Here is an 18,847-nt window from a genome sequence, read left to right on the forward strand (position 1 = left end):
CCAGGGAAGGGCTATGTACGCGCTTGAAATCGTAATCGTGATCGTCGCCGTCTATCTCGCGCCAGCACTGGCACTGCGCCCATCACTGGCGCTGAAACCGACAACATCGCTGGCCGTACCGTTTGTCAGTGTCTGCTGCGTCCTGATACTCCACACATGCATGACCCAGGCGGGGATCTACACGCCGATTGTTGTGCAGATAAGCTCTGGCGTGCTGGTACTGGTTGCCGCAGTGCGCATTGGTGCGCTGGCGAAAACGCATCCGGGCAGGGCATGGGGTGATTTCGCCAAACTGTTGTTTCTGGTGAACCTGGCACTGTGCATCCGGTTTGGATCAATGCTGCTAATCAAAGGTTTTGATCTGGACGACGAGGTCTACAGCTGGAATATGTGGGCGGTGCAGCACTTCCTCCAAGAGCCCATCGACTTCAGCTACACACAAGCTCCCTACCCTCAGTTATTCCCCAAACTGCTCTCCTACGGCTATATGGTTGTCGGCAACATTGAAGCGCAGACAGCGGTGAAAACCTCGCTCATCGTATTTCCTTTTGCGATTTTCACAGCGCTGGGGCTGGCCTCTAGCCGGAACGAATGGAAGTATCTGGCGCTGCACTTCGCGCTGTGCTGGTTCGCCCTGCGCGATGTGGACCTGAAACACCTCTTTGACGACGGCATGCCCGACACGATGACCGCAGCGGCCATTCTTGCCTCTATTTGCCTGCTGCAACTGTACAGACAGCGTCGGGATGATATTGAGCTGCTGTGGCTGAGCGTATCGTGCGCTGTAGTAGCCGAGCTGGCGAAACAGCCTGGGCTGGTGTGGGGCCTGTTCTCACTGCCTGTTCTAATGGCAATCGATGCGCTGCGGCAACAGGAGAGCTGGAAGCGCGTCGCCATCAGTGTGCTTCCCGCCCTAATCGCTGTGGTATGGATGCTCACCGAGGGACGCCACTTCGAGGACAACACCGACGTTGTGTCACGATCCTTCGACGACAGGGGCATACTGACACAGCTGTGGTTCTCCACGGATACCTGGTTTGTGCAACAACCCGCGCTCGCCGTGCTCGCCGCACTCGCCGTGTTCTCCGCAATCAGGGCAAAACAGGGCCGGGATATTCTGCTATTATTTGCGATACCGTCGCTGATCATGTGGTTTTTGTATGCGTCCTACGACATGCGCGCAGGCGCGCCCGCACTGGTCGTCTTTGCGTATCTGATCGCCCAGGGTAACTACGGGCTTGGCATTCGCCGGGACGATACGCGCCAACCCATTACACCACTGGCCGCTCACTATAAGTATGGCATAGCCGCCATTTTACTGGTCGCTGCGTTCGCGGAGGCAGTGTCCAACATTGAAAAACAGTCCTCACATATCGAAAATTTCCGGATCGACCAGACGGCGCGCAACAACCTGTTTCGACTGTTCGGCGATGAAGCGCCCGCGGTGTTCGCACGTGTTACCGACAACGAGGATGCCCGGCTGTGGGCACCGACGCACTACGTGTACGGCCTCTACTACGGGTATGCCGATGTCGTCAGGCCGCGCTATTCTGATGAGCGCTACTCAGCCAAAACGCTGATAAACGAACTCAGGACCGACAATCGCAATGTCGTCACCAATTCCGGGCGGGTGCCAGCAGGCCCTGCGGGCAGGATTCTCGATCGCCTTGCAACCAGGACCTGCCCGAAGCTTTTTACTCCCATCGCCGGTCCCGACAATGTCTTTGAGATCACCGTGTACGAAGTTGACACGCAGCTTCTTAACAGCAACTACTGCAGGCCATAGGCCCCATGTTTAATTCTGTCGCGCTGGTGATTCCCGCCTACAACCCCGAAGCGGCACTGATTGAGTTACTTCAAGCGTTGCTAGACAGTGGGTTCAGCAACATTGTTCTGGTCGACGATGGCTCAGAGCAACGCGGTGTGCTCGAAAAAGCGGAGAGGGAATTCCCGGCACTCGTGCTCAGGCATGCGGAAAACAAAGGGAAAGGTGCAGCGCTGAAAACCGGGTTCACCTACATTGCCGACAACCTTACCGGCGAGGTAAACACCATCATCACCGTTGATGCCGACGGCCAACACCTGCACAGCGATGTTGTCAGGCTGGCGCGCGCCGCTATCGATACGCCGGGCAGTTTGATTCTGGGCGTGCGCGACTTCCACCAATCTGTACCGCTGCGCAGCAAGTTCGGCAACCTCCTCACCCGCACCGTGTTGCGCAGGGCGAAGAATATCAGCGTCAGCGACACTCAGACGGGGTTGCGCGCCATCCCGCTGCGCTTTGCCGTCGCGTCCTGCGAGCTGGCCGCCAACCGTTACGAGTTTGAGCTCGAGTCCATCGTGCTGGCCAGCCAACAGGGTATTGCGATAGAGGAACTGCCCATCGCCACGGTCTACATCGACAACAATGACTCTTCGCATTTTCGACCCATCGTCGATTCGATGCGGGTGTATGCGGTTTTCGCGCGCTTTATCAGCGTCTCTTTTGCCTCCTTCCTGATAGACATCAGTGCCTTTGCCATTGCCTACGCGATTTCCTCGAATGTCTACACCAGCACCTTTGTGGCGCGCTCGCTGTCATCCACCTTGAACTTTCTGGCCAACAAATTTTTTGTGTTCAGGTCGCACAACAGGATGCGGGCGATCTTCGAGGCCAGTGGCTACGTCCTGCTGGTGGTGGTTGTGGCCACGCTGTCGGCGTATTTCGTGAACCTGGTGCACACCAGCACAGCGATCAACGTCATTGCCGCGAAGATAGCCGTCGATGCCGTGCTGTTTATCGCGAGTTTCCTCACGCAGAGATTCATTCTGTTTCGACGGCGCTGAACGCGATCAGCCGGGCTGCACCCGGGTGATCAGCGCCAGTTGTAGGCCAGAGAGATAGCCAGGGAATAGTGGTCCTTCGATTTACCCTCCACACGTCCCTTCACCAGCGAGGGGCCGGTGTCGATAGGAGCGCTGCCGGTATCGATCAGATTTACTTCCAGTTCGTAGTCGTCGCCATTATCAAGTTTGTAGGTATAACCCGCGCCTACACCCATCATCTGATCCAGGCTGATGCCAAAGCTGCGCTTGTCGTTGTCCACCGGGCTCTCCATCCAGAACGCACCCACAGCGGCACTCATACGAGAGTTCAGTGGCCAGGTCAGACCAACTGAAGAGACAAAAAAGTCATCAAATTTATCGTCCGGGATATCCAGATTAGCCTCGTTAAGTTGCACCGATGTCGCGCCAAACTTGGAAAACTGCACCCACATTGCGTCCCAGGTCAGCTCCCAGTCATTGTCCATGCGGTGGTACAAGCCCATGCCAGCCACCATCGGGACCTTGCTTCCCACTTCGATAGTCTGGCTCTGCAACCTGTCGATAATCCCCTCGGGGCGACGGACGTTATGAAAATCTACCGTGGAATCCAGATCGGTACTGATCTGAGAGTTGTAGCTGAGGCCAACGCGCGTGTCCTCGGAGAAAGAATAGAGCGCATGCAGGGAATACCCGACCCCGACACCGTCGGCTTTGGTCTCCAGTTTGCCATCCTCATAATCGCTGCCGAGGAAGTTGTTGTTGACCTGGGTCAGTACGGAAGATTCCGTGTACATAACCCGGACTCTGGCACCGAGCGACAGCTTGTCGTTTACCTTGTAGGCGACAGCCGGGTTGAAAGCAACGTAGACCAGTGAAAACTCATCTGAATAATAGCGTCCCGCCCATTTGCGCCCATTATTAGAGCCAAAACCCAGCGGCACATTTAGAGTGAAGCCGAGAAACCAGTCCTCGTTGTACTGGTAGGAATAGTACAGAGAAGGCGCCAGTACCGGTGTGGCGTCCTGCGGGTTGCCGCCTTCAACAGTAGTGACGTTCTCGTTGACTTCAAACGTGGAGAAATCCTGTATCAGCGCACCTTGCAGCGTTATCTGCGTGCCCTCCAGCTTCACCATGCCGGCCGGATTGGCCGAAACGGTTTCAGCGCTGTCGGCGGTGGCAAATAACCCGCTGAAGCCGGGGCCAGACGCGTGGCTGCCCGCCGCACAGAGGAAGGTCGCGACGATAAATATTGTACCACATGCAAACCGGCTCATGGTTCTCCCTGCGCTCGTGTCTGTGTATCTGAGTTGATTGATGGCGGGGGATACGTTTAGCTGGTTGCAACTGCTCTGATCACGTTATAAATCCATCTCTGTGAGATGGCAGGATCAGGCAAATCGAACAGCCGGCCTCCGCCATGACCCGGTTACCCGAGACACAGGCAGACGCCAGAACACTCGCATGAACACAAAAGGACTCCCCCGCCACATAGTAGAAAACTGGGGCATTGTGAGCAAGTGACAATCCCTGCTTATTTAATAGCATCGCGGCTGCTAAGATTCGCCAACTGCGCTACCTACAGCGGTCTCACCTGCCCGATAAGCGGTGTTTTTACCGGCTTGGCCAAGCCGTAGAAAACGACGATGCCATTACCGCCGCCGTTGGTAGACAGCTTTCTATTGGGATCGTCTGACACGACAGTCTCACCCACATTCCAGTTATTGGCGGTCCATACATTGCCTGCAGAATCGATACCGGCATCGGTCAGCATGGTGCTCACGCTGCTGGTAAAGCTGTGGATGATATCGCCGGTTTGTTTGCCGGGCGGACATTTGCTTACATCGGCACCGCACAGATAGGACACGCTCTCCCCCTGGAAGTTGGCCACCCAGACATTATCACTACCATCAACCGATACACCCCAGGGCACATTGATTTCGTGATTCTGCCCCACGTAACCCTCAGGGTTCTCCTGAGTGCCGTCTGGTTTAATCAAACTCACCAGACCAGTGGGCATCTTATCTGCGTTTTTAAGCAGGTTTTTATAGGCAATGTAGAAGCTCTTCATAATCGAGACTTCGCCTTTGGGGAACTCTGGTCTGGGGAAGTCCTTGCTCATGTTGCTCGCTACCCAGGCGTTGCCTTTACTGTCCAGGGCGATTCCACGAACACCCAATCCAACAAAGATCTGCCTGGCCTGCTCCGGGTGATCGGTGGGAAACACCGTCACGTTATCACCACGCGAATTGGTCACCCACACGCGCGACTGGTTATCCACGGCAACGCCAAATGGCGCATGCAGGCCTTTCACTTTCACTATGCGACCTGCATCGGGATCGCCTTTGGGAAAGTATTGCATCTGATCTTTGGTTGAATCGGCAATCCAGACATCGCCGTTGGGCGCTACGGCTACACCTTGGCCCTGACCTATCTGGCCATCAAGCGTAATGCCGCCTTCGGGGCCGACTGGCTGTCCGTCGAAATCGAATACGCCGATTGTGCTATTGAAAGACGACAACCACACCCTGTCGCTGCTGATCGCTGTACCCCAACCGACACCGTCAATACCCATTCCGGTGAACCCCAGGATTTCAGGCGATAATGCTTTGCCATCGGGTGCCATTTTGACGAGATTCCCACCGATACCGTTGATAGCACCAGACTGCGAGCCGGGCATCCAGTTTTGTCCGCTCCACATATTCCCTTCGGCATCAAAGGTAATACGGCCCGGGGCGTAGGTGCCGCCGCCGGTGAAGCGCAGCGACAACGCAAAGTCTTCAGGCGCATAGCTCAAATAGGGCAGGTAGGTAACATCGGCCCGGCGTTGCTCCGGGTTGGCGGTTACCGGTGCGGGGTAAGAGTCTGCGAACAATTTGAACAGGTCGCTGCTGTATTTCCAGGGCTGCCTGGCAATGCCCACAACCGCATCCAGTGTTGTGGCAGCTTCCGGCGCAAGCATAGTCACGAACCGGGTGCAGGCGGCGGCTTTAGCCGGGATAGCACACAGCGCTACCAGATTGGCCAGCGTATTGGTCCGCGCCAGCGTCGTGGATTGTGTGCTGTTATTGGCGTCCACTATCACATCTCCCCAACTGCCTGTCTGCAGGTTGGCGAAGTTGTGTACATTGCCTGCGGCAATCTGCAGAACGTGGGCGGGGCCGGCTATCGTTGTGCCATTGATAAACTGCGCATGGGTAAAGACTGATGCGACCGTGGTGAGTTCGTTCACGACCAGCGGGCCCGACCAGCTATCACCCAACACTGCCAGCAACCCCAGCTGTGCCTTTTCGGCGGTGACGTAGTACGAGGTATCCGAGTCACCAGTGCGTAGCACATCTTCGAAAGTGAACCGCCCTTGCGCATCCGTCTGCAGGGACTGGATGGCCGTTGCGGCGTCACTCGCACCGGCTTGCCACAGTGTCACAGCGGAGTCAGGTAACGCGTGACCTGCGGCCATGACGGTGCCAGTGATAGCGCTGTCACTCTCTGCTGCGGCGACATGGCTTATGAATGTTGTGGCGCTAACCAGCATTGAAATGCTGAGACTGTGCTTTAGTAGGTTCTTCATTGCGATAGTCACACTTTTCCGGTTACTACAAGAGGCATGGCCTAAACAGGCTGCGAACAATCTACTATGTCGGCACGATTGGCGGCAACTGCGAGTTGCGCACCAAAGACGTTTTTCTAACTAGTTGCCTTACAGGAGGCCGGTAACGACCCCCGAATTACCGATGGCGCGTCTTAACCCATTGCGGGTGGGATGGCATTATTAACCGGGTTTAGTGAATATCGGCGCATCACCCCTTAATGGGGAAACGCCATATCTCAGGGCATCCCTGCAATGGGGAATAGCCGAGCCGCGAGCAGAAGCGACAATCGAGGAATTGGTAGGACCAGGCGGATTCGAACCGCCGACCTCTACCATGTCAAGGTAGCGCTCTAACCAACTGAGCTATGGTCCTGTCGAGGGGAGCGCATTATATGCGGCCCGGCACATTTGCTCAACCTCCCTGTCACGCTATCGCAGTGATCGTTTTTGCCAGTCCCACCGGCACGTTGGGACACTTGATCCGTCCGGCAGGTCGCGTAAAGTGCTGTGCAACCCCGTATTACAGCCTGATCGACAGGGCCCAGTTACCAGCACGCGTTGAGGAGTACCGCTTTTGAGAGTCAGTGGAATGCTAGGTGCCGATCTGGATATGGCGCCACTGGCCATCGCTGAGCTAGAGAAGCGCGGCTACGATGCGGCTTTTACCGCTGAAATCAATAATGATCCGTTTTTTCCGCTGGTACTGGCCGCTGGGCACAGCAAGGGCATTGCGCTGACCACGTCCATCAGCGTGGCTTTTGCGCGTAACCCCATGACGATGGCGAACCTCGCCTGGGATCTGAACCAGTATTCCAAAGGGCGGTTCTCGGTGGGGCTGGGCTCACAGATCAAGCCGCACATCACGCGGCGCTTTTCCATGCCGTGGTCCAGACCGGCTGCGCGTATGCGGGAGTTTATTTTGGCGATGCGGGCCATCTGGACTTGCTGGGACACAGGGGAAGCGCTGGATTTTAACGGTGAGTTCTACCAGCACAACCTGATGACCCCGATGTTTATGCCAAAAAACGCGGGCTACGGGGCCCCCGGAGTCAATCTCGCCGCCGTTGGCCCAATGATGGCGGAGGTGGCGGGTGAGGTTGCCGATGGCGTGATTGCGCACGGCTTCACCACGGCAAAATACCTGCGGGACGTCACGCTGCCGGCGGTGGCACGCGGCCTGGCGAAATCCGGCCGAGCGCGGGAGAACTTGGACGTCAGCTTGCCCGCGATGGTGGTCGCCGGCGTGAACGAAGAGGCGTTTGAACAATCCAGAGCGGCCGTGCAAAGCCAGCTGGCCTTCTATGCCTCCACTCCGGCCTACCGGCCGGTGCTGGAGTTGCACGGCTGGGGTGAACTGCAAGCCGAAGCGCACCGCATGACGCGGGAAGCGCGGTGGGATGATATGGGCGAGTTGATCACCGATGACATCCTGCACACGTTTGCGGTTGTCAGCGAAGATATAGAGCAAGTGCCGGCGCTACTGGCAGAACGCTACAACGGACTGGCCGACACCTGGATGTGCACACTGGAAACCGGGCAGGGAGATTTACAACAGCAGCTGGTAGCGGCCGTGCAGCGCGCCTGAACAGGTGCTGTCGGCAACGGGTATCGCCCACTACAGCGCAGCAACAGCTAATCAGAACAACTGGCAGAGGACCAGAAACATGAATATAGAGTTAACCAAGCAGCAGAAGGCGCTCCAGATGGAGGTCCGCGAATACATGAAGACAGTCATGACGCCGGAGCTTTTGGAGGAGGTCAAGAACCCCGAGTTCAAGGAGGGCGGCGGCCCCGAGTTCCGCAAGCAGTATGCGCGCATGGGCGCGGACGGCTGGATCGGCCTCAGCTGGTCGAAGGAACTGGGCGGCAAGGAACTTTCACACGTCGAGCAGTATATCTTTACCGATGAGGTAGTGCGCTCCGGCTTTGCCTACCCGTTTCTGACCACCGAGGCGGTAACACCAGTGATCGCGGCAAATGCCAATGCCGAAATCCGTGAGGAAGTTGTGGGCGGTGTGAAACAGGGCAAGGTGACTATCGCCATCGGCTACTCGGAACCCAATGCCGGCACCGACCTGGCGAGTCTCACCACGCGCGCCGAGCGCGACGGTGATGACTGGATCATCAACGGCCAGAAGATGTGGACCAGCCTCGGCAATTTCGCCGACTATGTCTGGCTGGCGGCGCGCACCGACCCGGATGCGAGCAAGAAGCACAAAGGCCTCACGATGTTTCTGGTACCCACCGACATCGAGGGCTTCTCCCTCACGCCAGTACATACGCTGGGTGTGCGTACCAATGCGACTTACTACAGCGATATTCGCCTGCCGGACAAGTACCGCGTCGGCGAAGTCAACGCCGGCTGGAAACTTATCACTGGCCAGCTCAACATCGAACGGCTGTCTCTATTTACCCACGGCCAGGTGGATTCGCTGTATCAGGACGTCTGCCAGTGGGCCGCGCAGACCGATGCGCCAGGCGGCGGCAAAGTCATTGAGCAACCCTGGGTGCAACACAATCTGGCCAAGGTCAAAACCGGGTTGGAAGTGGTCAAGCTGATCTGCTGGAAACAGGCCTGGGCGATGGATCAGGGCCCGCTCAACATGGCAGACGCCTCAGTGGCCAAGGTGTACAGCAGCGAGTTCTTTGTCGAGTTGTATCGCATGTTGCTCGAAGTGATGGGACAGGCTGGCACTATCGCCAAACACTCCCCGGGGGCTGTATTGCAAGGGAAACTCGAATTCCGCTGGCGAGTGGGCGCCGTGCTCACGTTCGGTGGCGGCACCAATGAAGTACAACGCGACATTATCGCCATGGCGGGGCTTTGGATGCCCCGCACACGCTAGGAGATTCAGGCCATGGATTTTTCAATATCGGAAGAAGTAAACAGTGCGCAACAACTGGCTCAGCAGATACTGGGAGACTTTACTGAAGTCGACAAGCTCAAGCGTATAGAGCAACAGGAGGAGCGCTTCGACAAAGAACTCTGGCAAGCGCTGGCCGAAGCCGGGCTGCTGGGGCTGGATATCCCGGAAGACAACGGCGGCACTGGGCTGGGCTTTTTCAGCCTGACAACACTGTGTGAGGAGGTCGGCCGCACCGTTGCACCCGTGCCGGTTATTCCAGTGCTGGTATCCGCCGCGGGCACGCTGCGGCGCTTTGGCACCGATGCGCAGAAAGAACAGTGGCTGGGCGCCGTCGCCAGCGGCACAACACTACTGACCGCAGCCCTGGAAGAATATAACAACGACGATCCGGGTGCCCCGGCCAGCAGTGCGGAGAAAATGGACGGCGGCTACTCCCTCAGCGGCACCAAAATCTGCGTGAGTCTCGCACAGACAGCGGCGCGGATTCTGGTGTCAGCCCGGGCCGGTGATGAACTGGTTGTCGCACTGGTGGACCCGCGCGCGGCAGGCGTGTCCCTGAATGCCCAGATTGTGATGACAGGCGAAACCCGCCATGAACTGGTGATGGACAAAGTGCAGGTACCGACCTCCGACATCGTGGCCACCGGGCGCGAAGCCGTGGCTGCGATGGAGTGGACACTGCAGGCGAGCCGCACAGCACTGGCAGCGATGGCTGTGGGTGTGTGCGACAAGATGATGCGTATCACCGGCAGCTACACGTCGGAGCGCGAGCAGTTCGGCCGCGCCATCGCCACCTTTCAGGCGGTGAGCCACCGGGTGGCGGATTGTTACATCGATGTAGAGTGCCTGCGTCTGGTGACGCAACAGGCCGCCTCACTGATCGACCAGGGGCGACCCGCCGGTGAGGCCGTTGCGATGGCGAAAATCTGGTGCGGCGATGTCACGCATCGGGTGAGCCAGGCGTCGCAGCACTGCCACGGCGGCACTGGTGTCGACCGCGACTACCCACTATTTCGCTACTGCGAACTGGCCCGGCAGATTGAACTGTCCGCCGGTAGCAGCGCGCAGCTCATGGGCGAATTGGGGCAGGAAATCTGTGCGGAATACCTGGCCAAAGCCGGGTAATCCGCCGCCTTTGACTCAGGTGTAACCGTTTTCGCGGAACCATTGAATGGAGTCCGCCAAAGCGGTTTCTATCGGCGTCTGCGGCAGGCCCAGCTCCTCAACCGCCTTGGCCGGATCCACGTAGCCGTGCTGTAGCACATACATGGTGTTCTTGTAGGTCGTCATGGGAGCCCTGCCGGTCACTTTCGATAGCATCTCTACCAGCTTTGCCACCCGCAACATCACCTTGCCGGACACTTCCGTTTTGGCGACATCGGGCACTCCGGCGATCTCTCCGATCATTTTCAGGAGTTGCTTGTTGGGCATATTCCCTTCTTTATTGGCCAGTATGTAGGACTCTCCGATGCGCCCCTTCTCCATCGCCAGCACATGGCCTGCTGCCACGTCGCGCACATCCACCGCACACACGCCACCGTCCCAGTAGTTCTTCATCTTGCCCTGCAATGTGCGCAGAATCATTGTGCCGGTAGGCGTGGGCATACGGTCACCCGGGCCAAACGGCATACCGGGCATTACGATGGTCACTGGCAAGCCTTCGCTGACCATGCCCTTCACCATCTGGTGGCTGATGAATTTGGAGAGGATGTACTCACTGGCCCAGGGCCAGCTATTGAAAGCGGTTTTCTCGGTGGCGTACCCACCGTTTCCGACAATACCGATGGCTGCGACGCTGCTGGTAAACACGATTTTCTCGACACCGGCGTCCCTGGCAGCCTCCAGCATCGCGCGCGCTCCGTCGACATTGATTTTGAAGTGCAGATCCGGATCTTTGGTCCAGATCGCAAACAGCGCCGCCAGATGGTACAGCTGATCTACGCCCTGCACGGCGCGAACCAGAGACGGCGGATCGAGCAGATTGCCCTCGACGAACTCCACATCCATACCGTTCAACGGCGACCTGTCCTCGCCGGGCATTACCATTACGCGCACATCGTCACCCTTCTCCAGGCAGAGGCGGGTAACATGGTTGCCGATGAAGCCGGTGGCTCCGGTAATCAGCACTTTGGCCATTGGATTCACTCCTGTTATTAATTTTGATGGGCGACATCTTAGCAGCGATTTTCAGACCGGGCATGACGTAATCGGTCATTCTCCCGAACCGATGCGCATTGCTGAGGTCACAAAACCCTGTACACATGTTAGTGTGCACCGGACAGTTGCACACTGCAGCGCAATACAACAGCATCTTGCGGAGGACACCCCTATGTCAATGTTACGAACCTGCCTGTTGGCAACCAGCCTGATATTCACAGGCGCAACACAGGTCAGTTATGCTGGCGACCACAGCGCAGCACTGGCCGAGGTGGTGGCAGCGCGAAGTGACGATCAGAAAGCGCGCGACGGCGACCGTCACCCGATACAGACACTGGAGTTCTTCCAGCTCGAACCCGGCATGACAGTGGCCGAGGGTCTACCCGGTGGTGGCTGGTACACCCGCATACTGGCCAACTACCTCGGTGCAGATGGCACCCTCTTTGGGGTAAATTACGCGGACCGCATGTGGCCGCTGATCCGGCCCGGCAACCCGCAGTGGGCCGCCGATCGCATCGCGGCAACGGAAAAGTTCGGAGCAGAGGTCGCCACCTATACCGACAATGGCATTACCGCGCAGGGGTTTACGTTTGAATCGGTTCCCCCGGAAGTGGAAGGTACTGTCGACCGCGTGCTGTTGATACGCGCGCTGCACAATCTCAACAAGTTCGAGGAAGAGGCACAGACACGCTCGCGCGCACTGGCGAATGTCCGCAAGATGCTCAAGGACGATGGCCTGGTCGGCGTTGTGCAGCACCGCGCACCAGCTAACGCGTTTGAGAGCGGCACCAATGGCAGCCGGGGTTATCTGGACGAAGCCGCTGTCATCCTGATGTTTGAGGAGGCCGGCTTCGAACTGGTCGCCGACAGCGACATCAACGCTAACCCACTGGATCAGCCCTCGGGTGACGATACCGTGTGGCGTCTACCGCCCTCAATGCGCGGTATTGGAGATGACCCGAAAAAGCAGGCTGAAATGGCCGCCATCGGGGAGTCCGATCGGATGACGCTGCTGTTCCGCAAAGCGCCCTGACAGCCGATAACACAAGAAATAACCTAGAATTATTTTATGGTATAAAAACATATCATATGGTTATTTCTTGCGTATCAAGCGATGCTCCTTATACTGCAACGGTGGCTGTTAATTGGATGACTACCAATTGAGGGCAACCGCCACCGTTAAGGGAAAGCTGGTAAACGTTTGTCAGAGACGTTTATCGCCAGGGGACGACATCCGGTTTTTGCGGATCGGATAAACACCAACCGGGCTTGAAACAATACAGGGCTTTACCCATCAAACGCCGTTGCAACTTTCATTGCGACGGCGTTTTTTTATGCCCAGAGATTCCTCAGGCGCGCGCGACGGCAAACTTTATATCTGCCAACTGTCCGCCGGCGGCCAGAATACGCTATGCTTCCGCGAAAGAGTAAGGAAGCAACATGACCCCGATAAAAGAGCTGCTGAACGACATTGAAAATTCACCCGAAGGTCCGCGCACTGTCGCTATCTTCGATTTCGATGGCACCATCATCGCCGGCTACTCCGCCACCACCTTTATCCGGGAACAACTCAGACGCGGTGATCTGTCACCGCGCCAGTTCATAGAACTGATGCGTGCAATGACCAATTTCGGGCTGGGGAATATGGGCTTCTCGGGCATGATGGCCATCAATGCGCAGTTTATGCGCGGTACCGAGGAGGAGTCCTATAACGAGGTCGGCAGGCAACTTTACGCCAAACAGATTGCACGGCTTGTCTACCCGGAGTCCCGCGCTCTGGTGGAAGCGCACCGGGCCAAGGGGCATACGCTGGCCATTATTTCCTCGGCCACTCCCTATCAGGTGGAGCCAGCTGCAGCAGACCTCGGGATCGAGCACGTGCTGTGCACACAACTGGAAGTGGAGAACGGCAAGTTCACTGGCGGCGTGGTCAGCCCCACCTGTTTCGGGAAGGGCAAAGTGGACGCGGCGGAAAAACTAGCCAGGCAGTACCGCGCCAATCTCGACAACAGTTTTTTCTACTCCGACAGCCAGGATGACTTGCTGTTACTGGAACGAGTTGGGCATCCACGCGCGCTGAACCCAAGCACCAAACTGGCCCGTATCGCCCGCGCGCGGCAGTGGCCCATCGCGACCTTCGGCAGTCGCGGCAGACCCACCCTGACACAGTTTGTGCGCTCTGTAGCGGCCACCGGTTCGCTGGTTACCTCGTTTATGGCCGGTCTCCCTGTCTACGCACTGACCGGCTCACGGCGCGAATCGCAGAACTTTTCATTCTCGCTATTCGCCGATACCGCTACTGCGCTGATCGGCATGGATATCAAGGTCAGAGGCGAAGAACACCTGTGGTCACATCGACCTGCCGTGTTTGTGTTCAATCACCAGAGCAAGGCCGACGTGGTGATCGCTGCCAAATTGCTGCGCCGCGACATCGCCGGTGTGGGTAAACAGGAGATCAAGAAAGAGACTCCCATTCTCGGCATTGTTATGGAACTGGGCGGTGTGGTGTTTATCGATCGCGCCGATGGCAAGAGCGCGATCAACGCGATGAAGCCGCTGGTGGATGCCATGCGCAAAGAGGGGAAATCGGTAGTGATCGCGCCGGAGGGCACGCGCACCGTATCGCCAAAACTGGCGCCTTTCAAGAAGGGCGCATTCCATCTGGCGCTGCAGGCCAGCGTACCCATCGTGCCCATCGTAATACACAACGCCGGCGATGTAGCACCCAAGGGCGATTTCGTGTTCCGTCCCGCCACCGTCCAAGTGGAGGTGCTACCGCCTGTGGATACCAGCCGCTGGCACACGGATTCTATCGACGAGCACGTGCGTGAAGTGCGCAATATGTTCGCCAACGCGCTGGGCCAACCTGAAGAGCAACCCCAGCGGGCCAAGCGGGCCGCAAGCAAAAAGGCACCGCTGGAAAAAGCCGTCGCCAAGCGCAAAGCCAGTGACAAATCCAACACAAAAAAGCCGGCGGCAAAACGCAAAACGACCACCAACGCCAGGACTACAGCCAAGCGCAAGGCCAGCGACAAAGCAAACACGAAAAAGCCGGCGGCAAAACGCAAGACCGCCGCCAAGCCAAAAACCACGGCAAAGCGTAAGCCGCTGGCAAAACGCAAGACTGCACCCAAACCGGTTAAACCCAAATTGCAGGCAAGCGCCTCTACCCAATCTGCCGCAGGGAAAGAGAATAAGTGACAGCAGAACCCTCACACGTGCAACTGATCAAGAAATACAGTTCGCAGAACCCCTGGCCCGATGTTGAGCGGAGGGAAGTGCTGTTCATACTCGACACCCGCAACAGCTTTGAGCGCGAACTGCTACGCGGCTGGATTGGCCATCATGGCGACTGTGGTGCCGCCGACGTTGCACAGGTGGAGCTGGATCTACGCGATGAGGAGAATGGCATAGACAGTGCACCACTGGTCATCGCGCTGGATCTGCCACCGGAAACACTGGTAACGCCGCTGCGCATCACCTGGCTGCCCTCTGAGGCAGCGATCAATTCGGGGCCGCGGTTGCGCGATCTGGTGTTCGGTGATCCGCGCCATCCCAGCGCTTCGCGGGCGCGCAAAATACTCCGGGATGCGCCCGAGCGGATGCACCTGTTGCGCGGGGAGCCAGACACCGTGGCCAACCTGCGCGCGCGCTTCGAGCACGTCCATAAAACGGAGAACAGCGACGAGCAAAGCGAGTTTGCCAACTTCGTGGTGCGCCAGGCAGTCGTGGTACTGGATCTCGCTGAACGGCAATTGCAGGGTGGGCGCTACAAAGTCCCACGGCGGGTGGCGGAGAGCCTGATGGCAAGCCGCGGTTACAATGAGGCGCTGGATAACCTCGCTACGCAAAGCGGTAAACCCCGCGCGGAATTAATAAAGGAAGCCCGCGAATACATGACCGAAATGGTGTCGCGCCCGCGTACTTTCTGGCTGGATTTTTATGCCAAGTTCAACAAGTTTTGTCTGGGCCTGGGTTATGAGTCGGAAATTGTCTGCGACCAGGCCGACGTCGAAAAAATGCGCCAGCTAGTGCGCGAGCATCCGTCCATGCTGCTGTGGACACACAAAACCTACCTCGACGGCATGGTCGTACCCAAACTACTGTACGACAACGACTTCCCCATGCCGCATATGTTCGGCGGGGCCAACCTGAATTTCCCCGGGCTGGGTTTTCTGTTGCACCGCGCAGGTGCGATTTTTATCCGGCGCAGCTTCCAGGACAACGAGCTGTACAAAACTACGCTGCGGCACTACATCGGCTACCTGATGGAGAAGCGGTTCCCGATGAATTGGGCGTTTGAAGGCACCCGGTCACGCCTGGGCAAGTTGATGCCACCGCGCTATGGCCTGCTGAAATATGTGCTGGAAGCCTGTCACGCCACCGATGCGCGGAATATTCATATCATCCCAATCTCCATCAGCTATGACCTGATACGCGATGTTGAGGAGTATGCCACCGAGCAGACCAGCCAGGGCAAGGGCGCGGAATCACTGCGCTGGTTGATCGGTTATATCCGCAGCCTCGCGCGGCCGATGGGCAAGATTTACGTGGATATCGGCAAGCCCGTGGTGCTGGAGCGGGCGCCGGAGCCGGACGATAAACTCGCCCTGTCGAAAATTGCCTTTGAGGTGGCGGTGGAGGCTAACCACGTTACCGCTATCACCTTCCCTTCGCTGGTGACGATGAGCCTGCTGGGCGCTGCGCCCAAGGCACTCACGCAGGATGAGGTGCTCGCTGACTTGCGCGCACTGTTAAACTGGGCACAGGAGAGAAACCTGCATATCTCCAGGGATTTCGACGCTGCCTACGCCGACCAGTTGCCCAGCGTTATAAGCATTATGCTCGACGAAGGCATCGTCACCCGCTACGACGAGGGCCCCGAGGTCGTGTACGGCATTGGCCTCAATCAGCAGGCCGTGGCGAGCTACTACCGCAATACCGTAGTCCACTTTTTCGTCAACAAGGCCATCATCGAACTGGCCCTGCTTAAGGCCAGCGAAAACGCAGGGGCTGACGCACTGGATGTGTTCTGGGGCGAGGTCGACCAGTTGCGCGATCTGTTTAAATTCGAATTTTTCTATGCCCCGACTGATGAGTTCCACAGACAAATACGCGAGGAACTGGATCGCTACGATGAGAACTGGCCCTCACTGTTAAGTCAGGGCACCGTCGGCTTCACCCAGTTGCTCAATAGAATGACGCCGCTGGTCGCGCATGTCGTACTGCTGATTTACGCTGAGGCGTATTCTGTCGTCGCCGCAATGGCAGCGCGCATGGACCACGCAGAAACCCTGGATGAGGCCACCTGTGTGAGCGATGCACTCAAGTTTGGTCGCCAGGCCTATTTGCAACGCCGTATCAGCAGCGAGGCGTCCATTGGCAAACTGCTATTCAGGAACGGCTTCAAAATGTTACAGAGTCGACAGCTGACCGATGCCCGCGAGCCCGACCTCAAAGCGCGACGTCTGGAACAATCGCGCCAGTTACGCGATCTGTTGCGCCGACTGGATCTTATCCGCGCCATTGGTTCAGCCAGTCGCGGCAGCTGACACGCAGTTACAGGAGTACACATAATGAATGATCTGAACGTTGCCGTGCTCGGCGGCGGTTCCTGGGGAACGACAGTGGCATCGCTGGTCACTCGCAACGCACCCGTCACCCTGTGGGCGAGAAATCCCGAGACCGTCTCCGAAATCAATAGTAAACACACCAACAGTGTCTATCTACCCGACACCAAACTGCCCGAGAAACTGATCGCCACCAATGATATCGCCGAGGCGGTACACGAGGCCGATGTGATTGTGATGGGCATACCCTCACAGAATTTTCGCGCCGTGCTGCACGAGGTAAAAAAGCATATACGCGCCTGGGTACCCGTGATCAGCCTGACCAAAGGGTTGGAACTGGACACGCGCATGCGCATGACACAAATCATCAACGAGGTGTTGCCGGGCCACCCCGTCGGGGTGCTCACCGGGCCCAACCTCGCGCGGGAAATCATGGCGGGACAAGCGGCCGCCAGCGTGATTGCAATGGAAGACGAGATCATCGTGCAGGAGTTGCAGAACCTGTTCAAGAGCGGACTGTTTCGTATCTACACCAACACGGACATCATCGGCTGTGAACTCGGTGGGGTGTTAAAAAACATCATAGCGATCGCCGTCGGCATGGGTGACGGCCAGGGCGCAGGCGACAATACCCGGGCCGGGCTGATCACCCGCGGCCTGGCCGAAATCACCCGGCTCGGTGTAGCCATGGGTGGCCGCGCTGAAACCTTTTCCGGGCTCGCCGGCATGGGCGATATGATCGCCACCTGCACCAGCCCGCAGAGTCGCAACCGCCACGTCGGAATCCAGTTGGGCCAGGGCCGCAGCATGGAGGAGATCATCAGCGAGATGGTGATGGTGGCAGAGGGCGCCAAGAGCGCGCCAGCAGTCATGGCGCTGGCCGAACAGTACGGTGTTGAAATGCCGATTGCCCGCGATGTGTTTCGCGTGTTGTCCGGTGACGCCTCTGCCAGTCGCGCATTCCGCGGCCTGCTCCGGGTAGAAGCCGGCGCTGAATCGGAGCCAGGCTGATATGCATCATATAAAAGTATTAGCGCTGTCACTGCTACTGTGGGGACCCGCCTCTGCCATTGCTGATGAAGGCAAGTTTACCTCGCTCGCAGGCAACCCCGGGCTGCACTCCGCTTCAGCCATTGTACTGAACTCATCGGGGGACCTCATCTATGGCAAGGATGTCGACACCGTGCGTCCGATTGCGTCCATTACTAAAGTAATGACTGCGATGGTCGTACTGGACGCGGCACTGGATATGGACGAACAGATCACGATCGACGAGGCCGACAAGGACCGCATCCGCATGACCGGCTCGCGCCTGCACGTCGGCGCGACGTTAACACGCGGCGAGTTACTCTTGCTGGCGCTGATGTCATCGGAAAACCGCGCTGCCGCTGCGCTGGGCAGAACTTACCCCGGCGGCACCGGGAACTTTGTCGAGAAAATGAACTCCAAAGCTGCGAGCTTGGGTATGACTAACAGTCACTTTGCCGATGCCGCAGGGCTGGACGCAGCCAATGTATCCACCGCCAGTGACCTGGCACGTATGCTGAAGGCCGCCGAGGAGTACCCATTGATCACCGAGTCTACGACAACCACCGAGCGCGAGGTTCGCCCCTTCTCTCATCGCGGGCCGCTTAAATATATCAACACCAACCGACTGCTGAAAAACCAGGCATGGGATATAGAACTCAGTAAGACAGGCTACATCAATGAGGCCGGCCGCTGCCTGGTGATGCAGGCCAATATCGAAGGTGAGGACGTTTCCATCGTACTGCTCAACTCCTTCGGCAAACTGACACCGTTTGGCGATTCCAACCGGTTGCGCAAGTGGATACTGGCCAATAGTTAAGTTCGCTCACTAA

13 protein-coding genes and 1 tRNA gene are annotated in these 18,847 nt (G+C 57.6%); 10 read left to right on the forward strand and 4 right to left on the reverse strand.

Annotated features, from left to right (window positions below; all coding sequences use genetic code 11):
* The first annotated feature begins 13 nt into the window (after positions 1-13).
* Both AC0L6S_RS15620 and AC0L6S_RS15625 read left to right on the forward strand, forming a co-directional pair.
* Positions 14-1,786 (forward strand): hypothetical protein, encoded by a 1,773-nt coding sequence (locus AC0L6S_RS15620; RefSeq protein WP_473425034.1) that lies wholly within the window; start codon positions 14-16, stop codon positions 1,784-1,786.
* Positions 1,787-1,791: 5 nt separating this feature from the next.
* On the forward strand, positions 1,792-2,826 hold the full coding sequence (locus AC0L6S_RS15625; protein WP_473425035.1) for a glycosyltransferase: 1,035 nt from the start codon (positions 1,792-1,794) through the stop codon (positions 2,824-2,826).
* 29 nt (positions 2,827-2,855) lie between these two features.
* On the opposite strand, the gene AC0L6S_RS15630 is transcribed toward AC0L6S_RS15625, so the two are convergent.
* The 3 genes from AC0L6S_RS15630 to AC0L6S_RS15640 all read right to left on the reverse strand — a co-directional run bounded on the left by AC0L6S_RS15630 (position 2,856) and on the right by AC0L6S_RS15640 (position 6,767).
* On the reverse strand, positions 2,856-4,079 hold the full coding sequence (locus AC0L6S_RS15630; protein ID WP_473425036.1) for an OmpP1/FadL family transporter: 1,224 nt from the start codon (positions 4,077-4,079) through the stop codon (positions 2,856-2,858).
* A gap of 302 nt (positions 4,080-4,381) precedes the next feature.
* Positions 4,382-6,373, reverse strand: coding sequence for an NHL repeat-containing protein (locus AC0L6S_RS15635; RefSeq protein WP_473425037.1), 1,992 nt, complete (start codon positions 6,371-6,373; stop codon positions 4,382-4,384).
* A gap of 317 nt (positions 6,374-6,690) precedes the next feature.
* Positions 6,691-6,767 (reverse strand) — tRNA-Val (locus tag AC0L6S_RS15640).
* 201 nt (positions 6,768-6,968) lie between these two features.
* Between AC0L6S_RS15640 and AC0L6S_RS15645 the strand changes: the two genes are divergently transcribed.
* From AC0L6S_RS15645 to AC0L6S_RS15655, 3 genes are all read left to right on the forward strand, one after another.
* Positions 6,969-7,979: a TIGR03617 family F420-dependent LLM class oxidoreductase gene (locus AC0L6S_RS15645; RefSeq protein ID WP_473425038.1), complete on the forward strand. Its 1,011-nt coding sequence runs from the start codon at positions 6,969-6,971 to the stop codon at positions 7,977-7,979.
* A gap of 79 nt (positions 7,980-8,058) precedes the next feature.
* Positions 8,059-9,240, forward strand: a complete 1,182-nt coding sequence (locus tag AC0L6S_RS15650) for an acyl-CoA dehydrogenase family protein (protein WP_473425039.1) — start codon at positions 8,059-8,061, stop codon at positions 9,238-9,240.
* 12 nt (positions 9,241-9,252) lie between these two features.
* Positions 9,253-10,386 carry an acyl-CoA dehydrogenase family protein gene (locus AC0L6S_RS15655; RefSeq protein WP_473425040.1) on the forward strand — a complete coding sequence of 378 codons (1,134 nt, stop codon included), beginning with the start codon at positions 9,253-9,255 and terminating at the stop codon, positions 10,384-10,386.
* 15 nt (positions 10,387-10,401) lie between these two features.
* Here the strand turns inward: AC0L6S_RS15655 and AC0L6S_RS15660 are convergent, their stop codons facing one another.
* A complete protein-coding gene (locus AC0L6S_RS15660) occupies positions 10,402-11,397 on the reverse strand; it encodes an SDR family oxidoreductase (protein WP_473425041.1) in 996 nt (331 codons plus the stop codon).
* A 193-nt stretch (positions 11,398-11,590) separates the two neighbouring features.
* Between AC0L6S_RS15660 and AC0L6S_RS15665 the strand changes: the two genes are divergently transcribed.
* From AC0L6S_RS15665 to pbpG, 5 genes are all read left to right on the forward strand, one after another.
* Entirely contained in the window at positions 11,591-12,451 is an 861-nt protein-coding gene (locus AC0L6S_RS15665; RefSeq protein ID WP_473425042.1) for a class I SAM-dependent methyltransferase, read from the forward strand.
* A gap of 407 nt (positions 12,452-12,858) precedes the next feature.
* On the forward strand, positions 12,859-14,619 hold the full coding sequence (locus AC0L6S_RS15670) for an HAD-IB family hydrolase (protein ID WP_473425043.1): 1,761 nt from the start codon (positions 12,859-12,861) through the stop codon (positions 14,617-14,619).
* The gene (locus tag AC0L6S_RS15675) at positions 14,616-16,970 is read left to right on the forward strand and encodes a glycerol-3-phosphate 1-O-acyltransferase (RefSeq protein WP_473425044.1); all 2,355 of its coding nucleotides are present in this window, start codon (positions 14,616-14,618) and stop codon (positions 16,968-16,970) included. Before AC0L6S_RS15670 ends, AC0L6S_RS15675 begins: the two co-directional genes overlap by 4 nt.
* Before the next feature lie 24 nt (positions 16,971-16,994).
* A complete protein-coding gene (locus AC0L6S_RS15680) occupies positions 16,995-17,999 on the forward strand; it encodes an NAD(P)H-dependent glycerol-3-phosphate dehydrogenase (protein WP_473425045.1) in 1,005 nt (334 codons plus the stop codon).
* Between the two features lies 1 nt (position 18,000).
* Positions 18,001-18,834, forward strand: a complete 834-nt coding sequence (gene pbpG, locus AC0L6S_RS15685) for a D-alanyl-D-alanine endopeptidase (protein WP_473425046.1) — start codon at positions 18,001-18,003, stop codon at positions 18,832-18,834.
* The last annotated feature ends 13 nt before the right edge of the window (positions 18,835-18,847 follow it).

Source organism: Halioglobus sp. D3-4 (assembly GCF_055809315.1).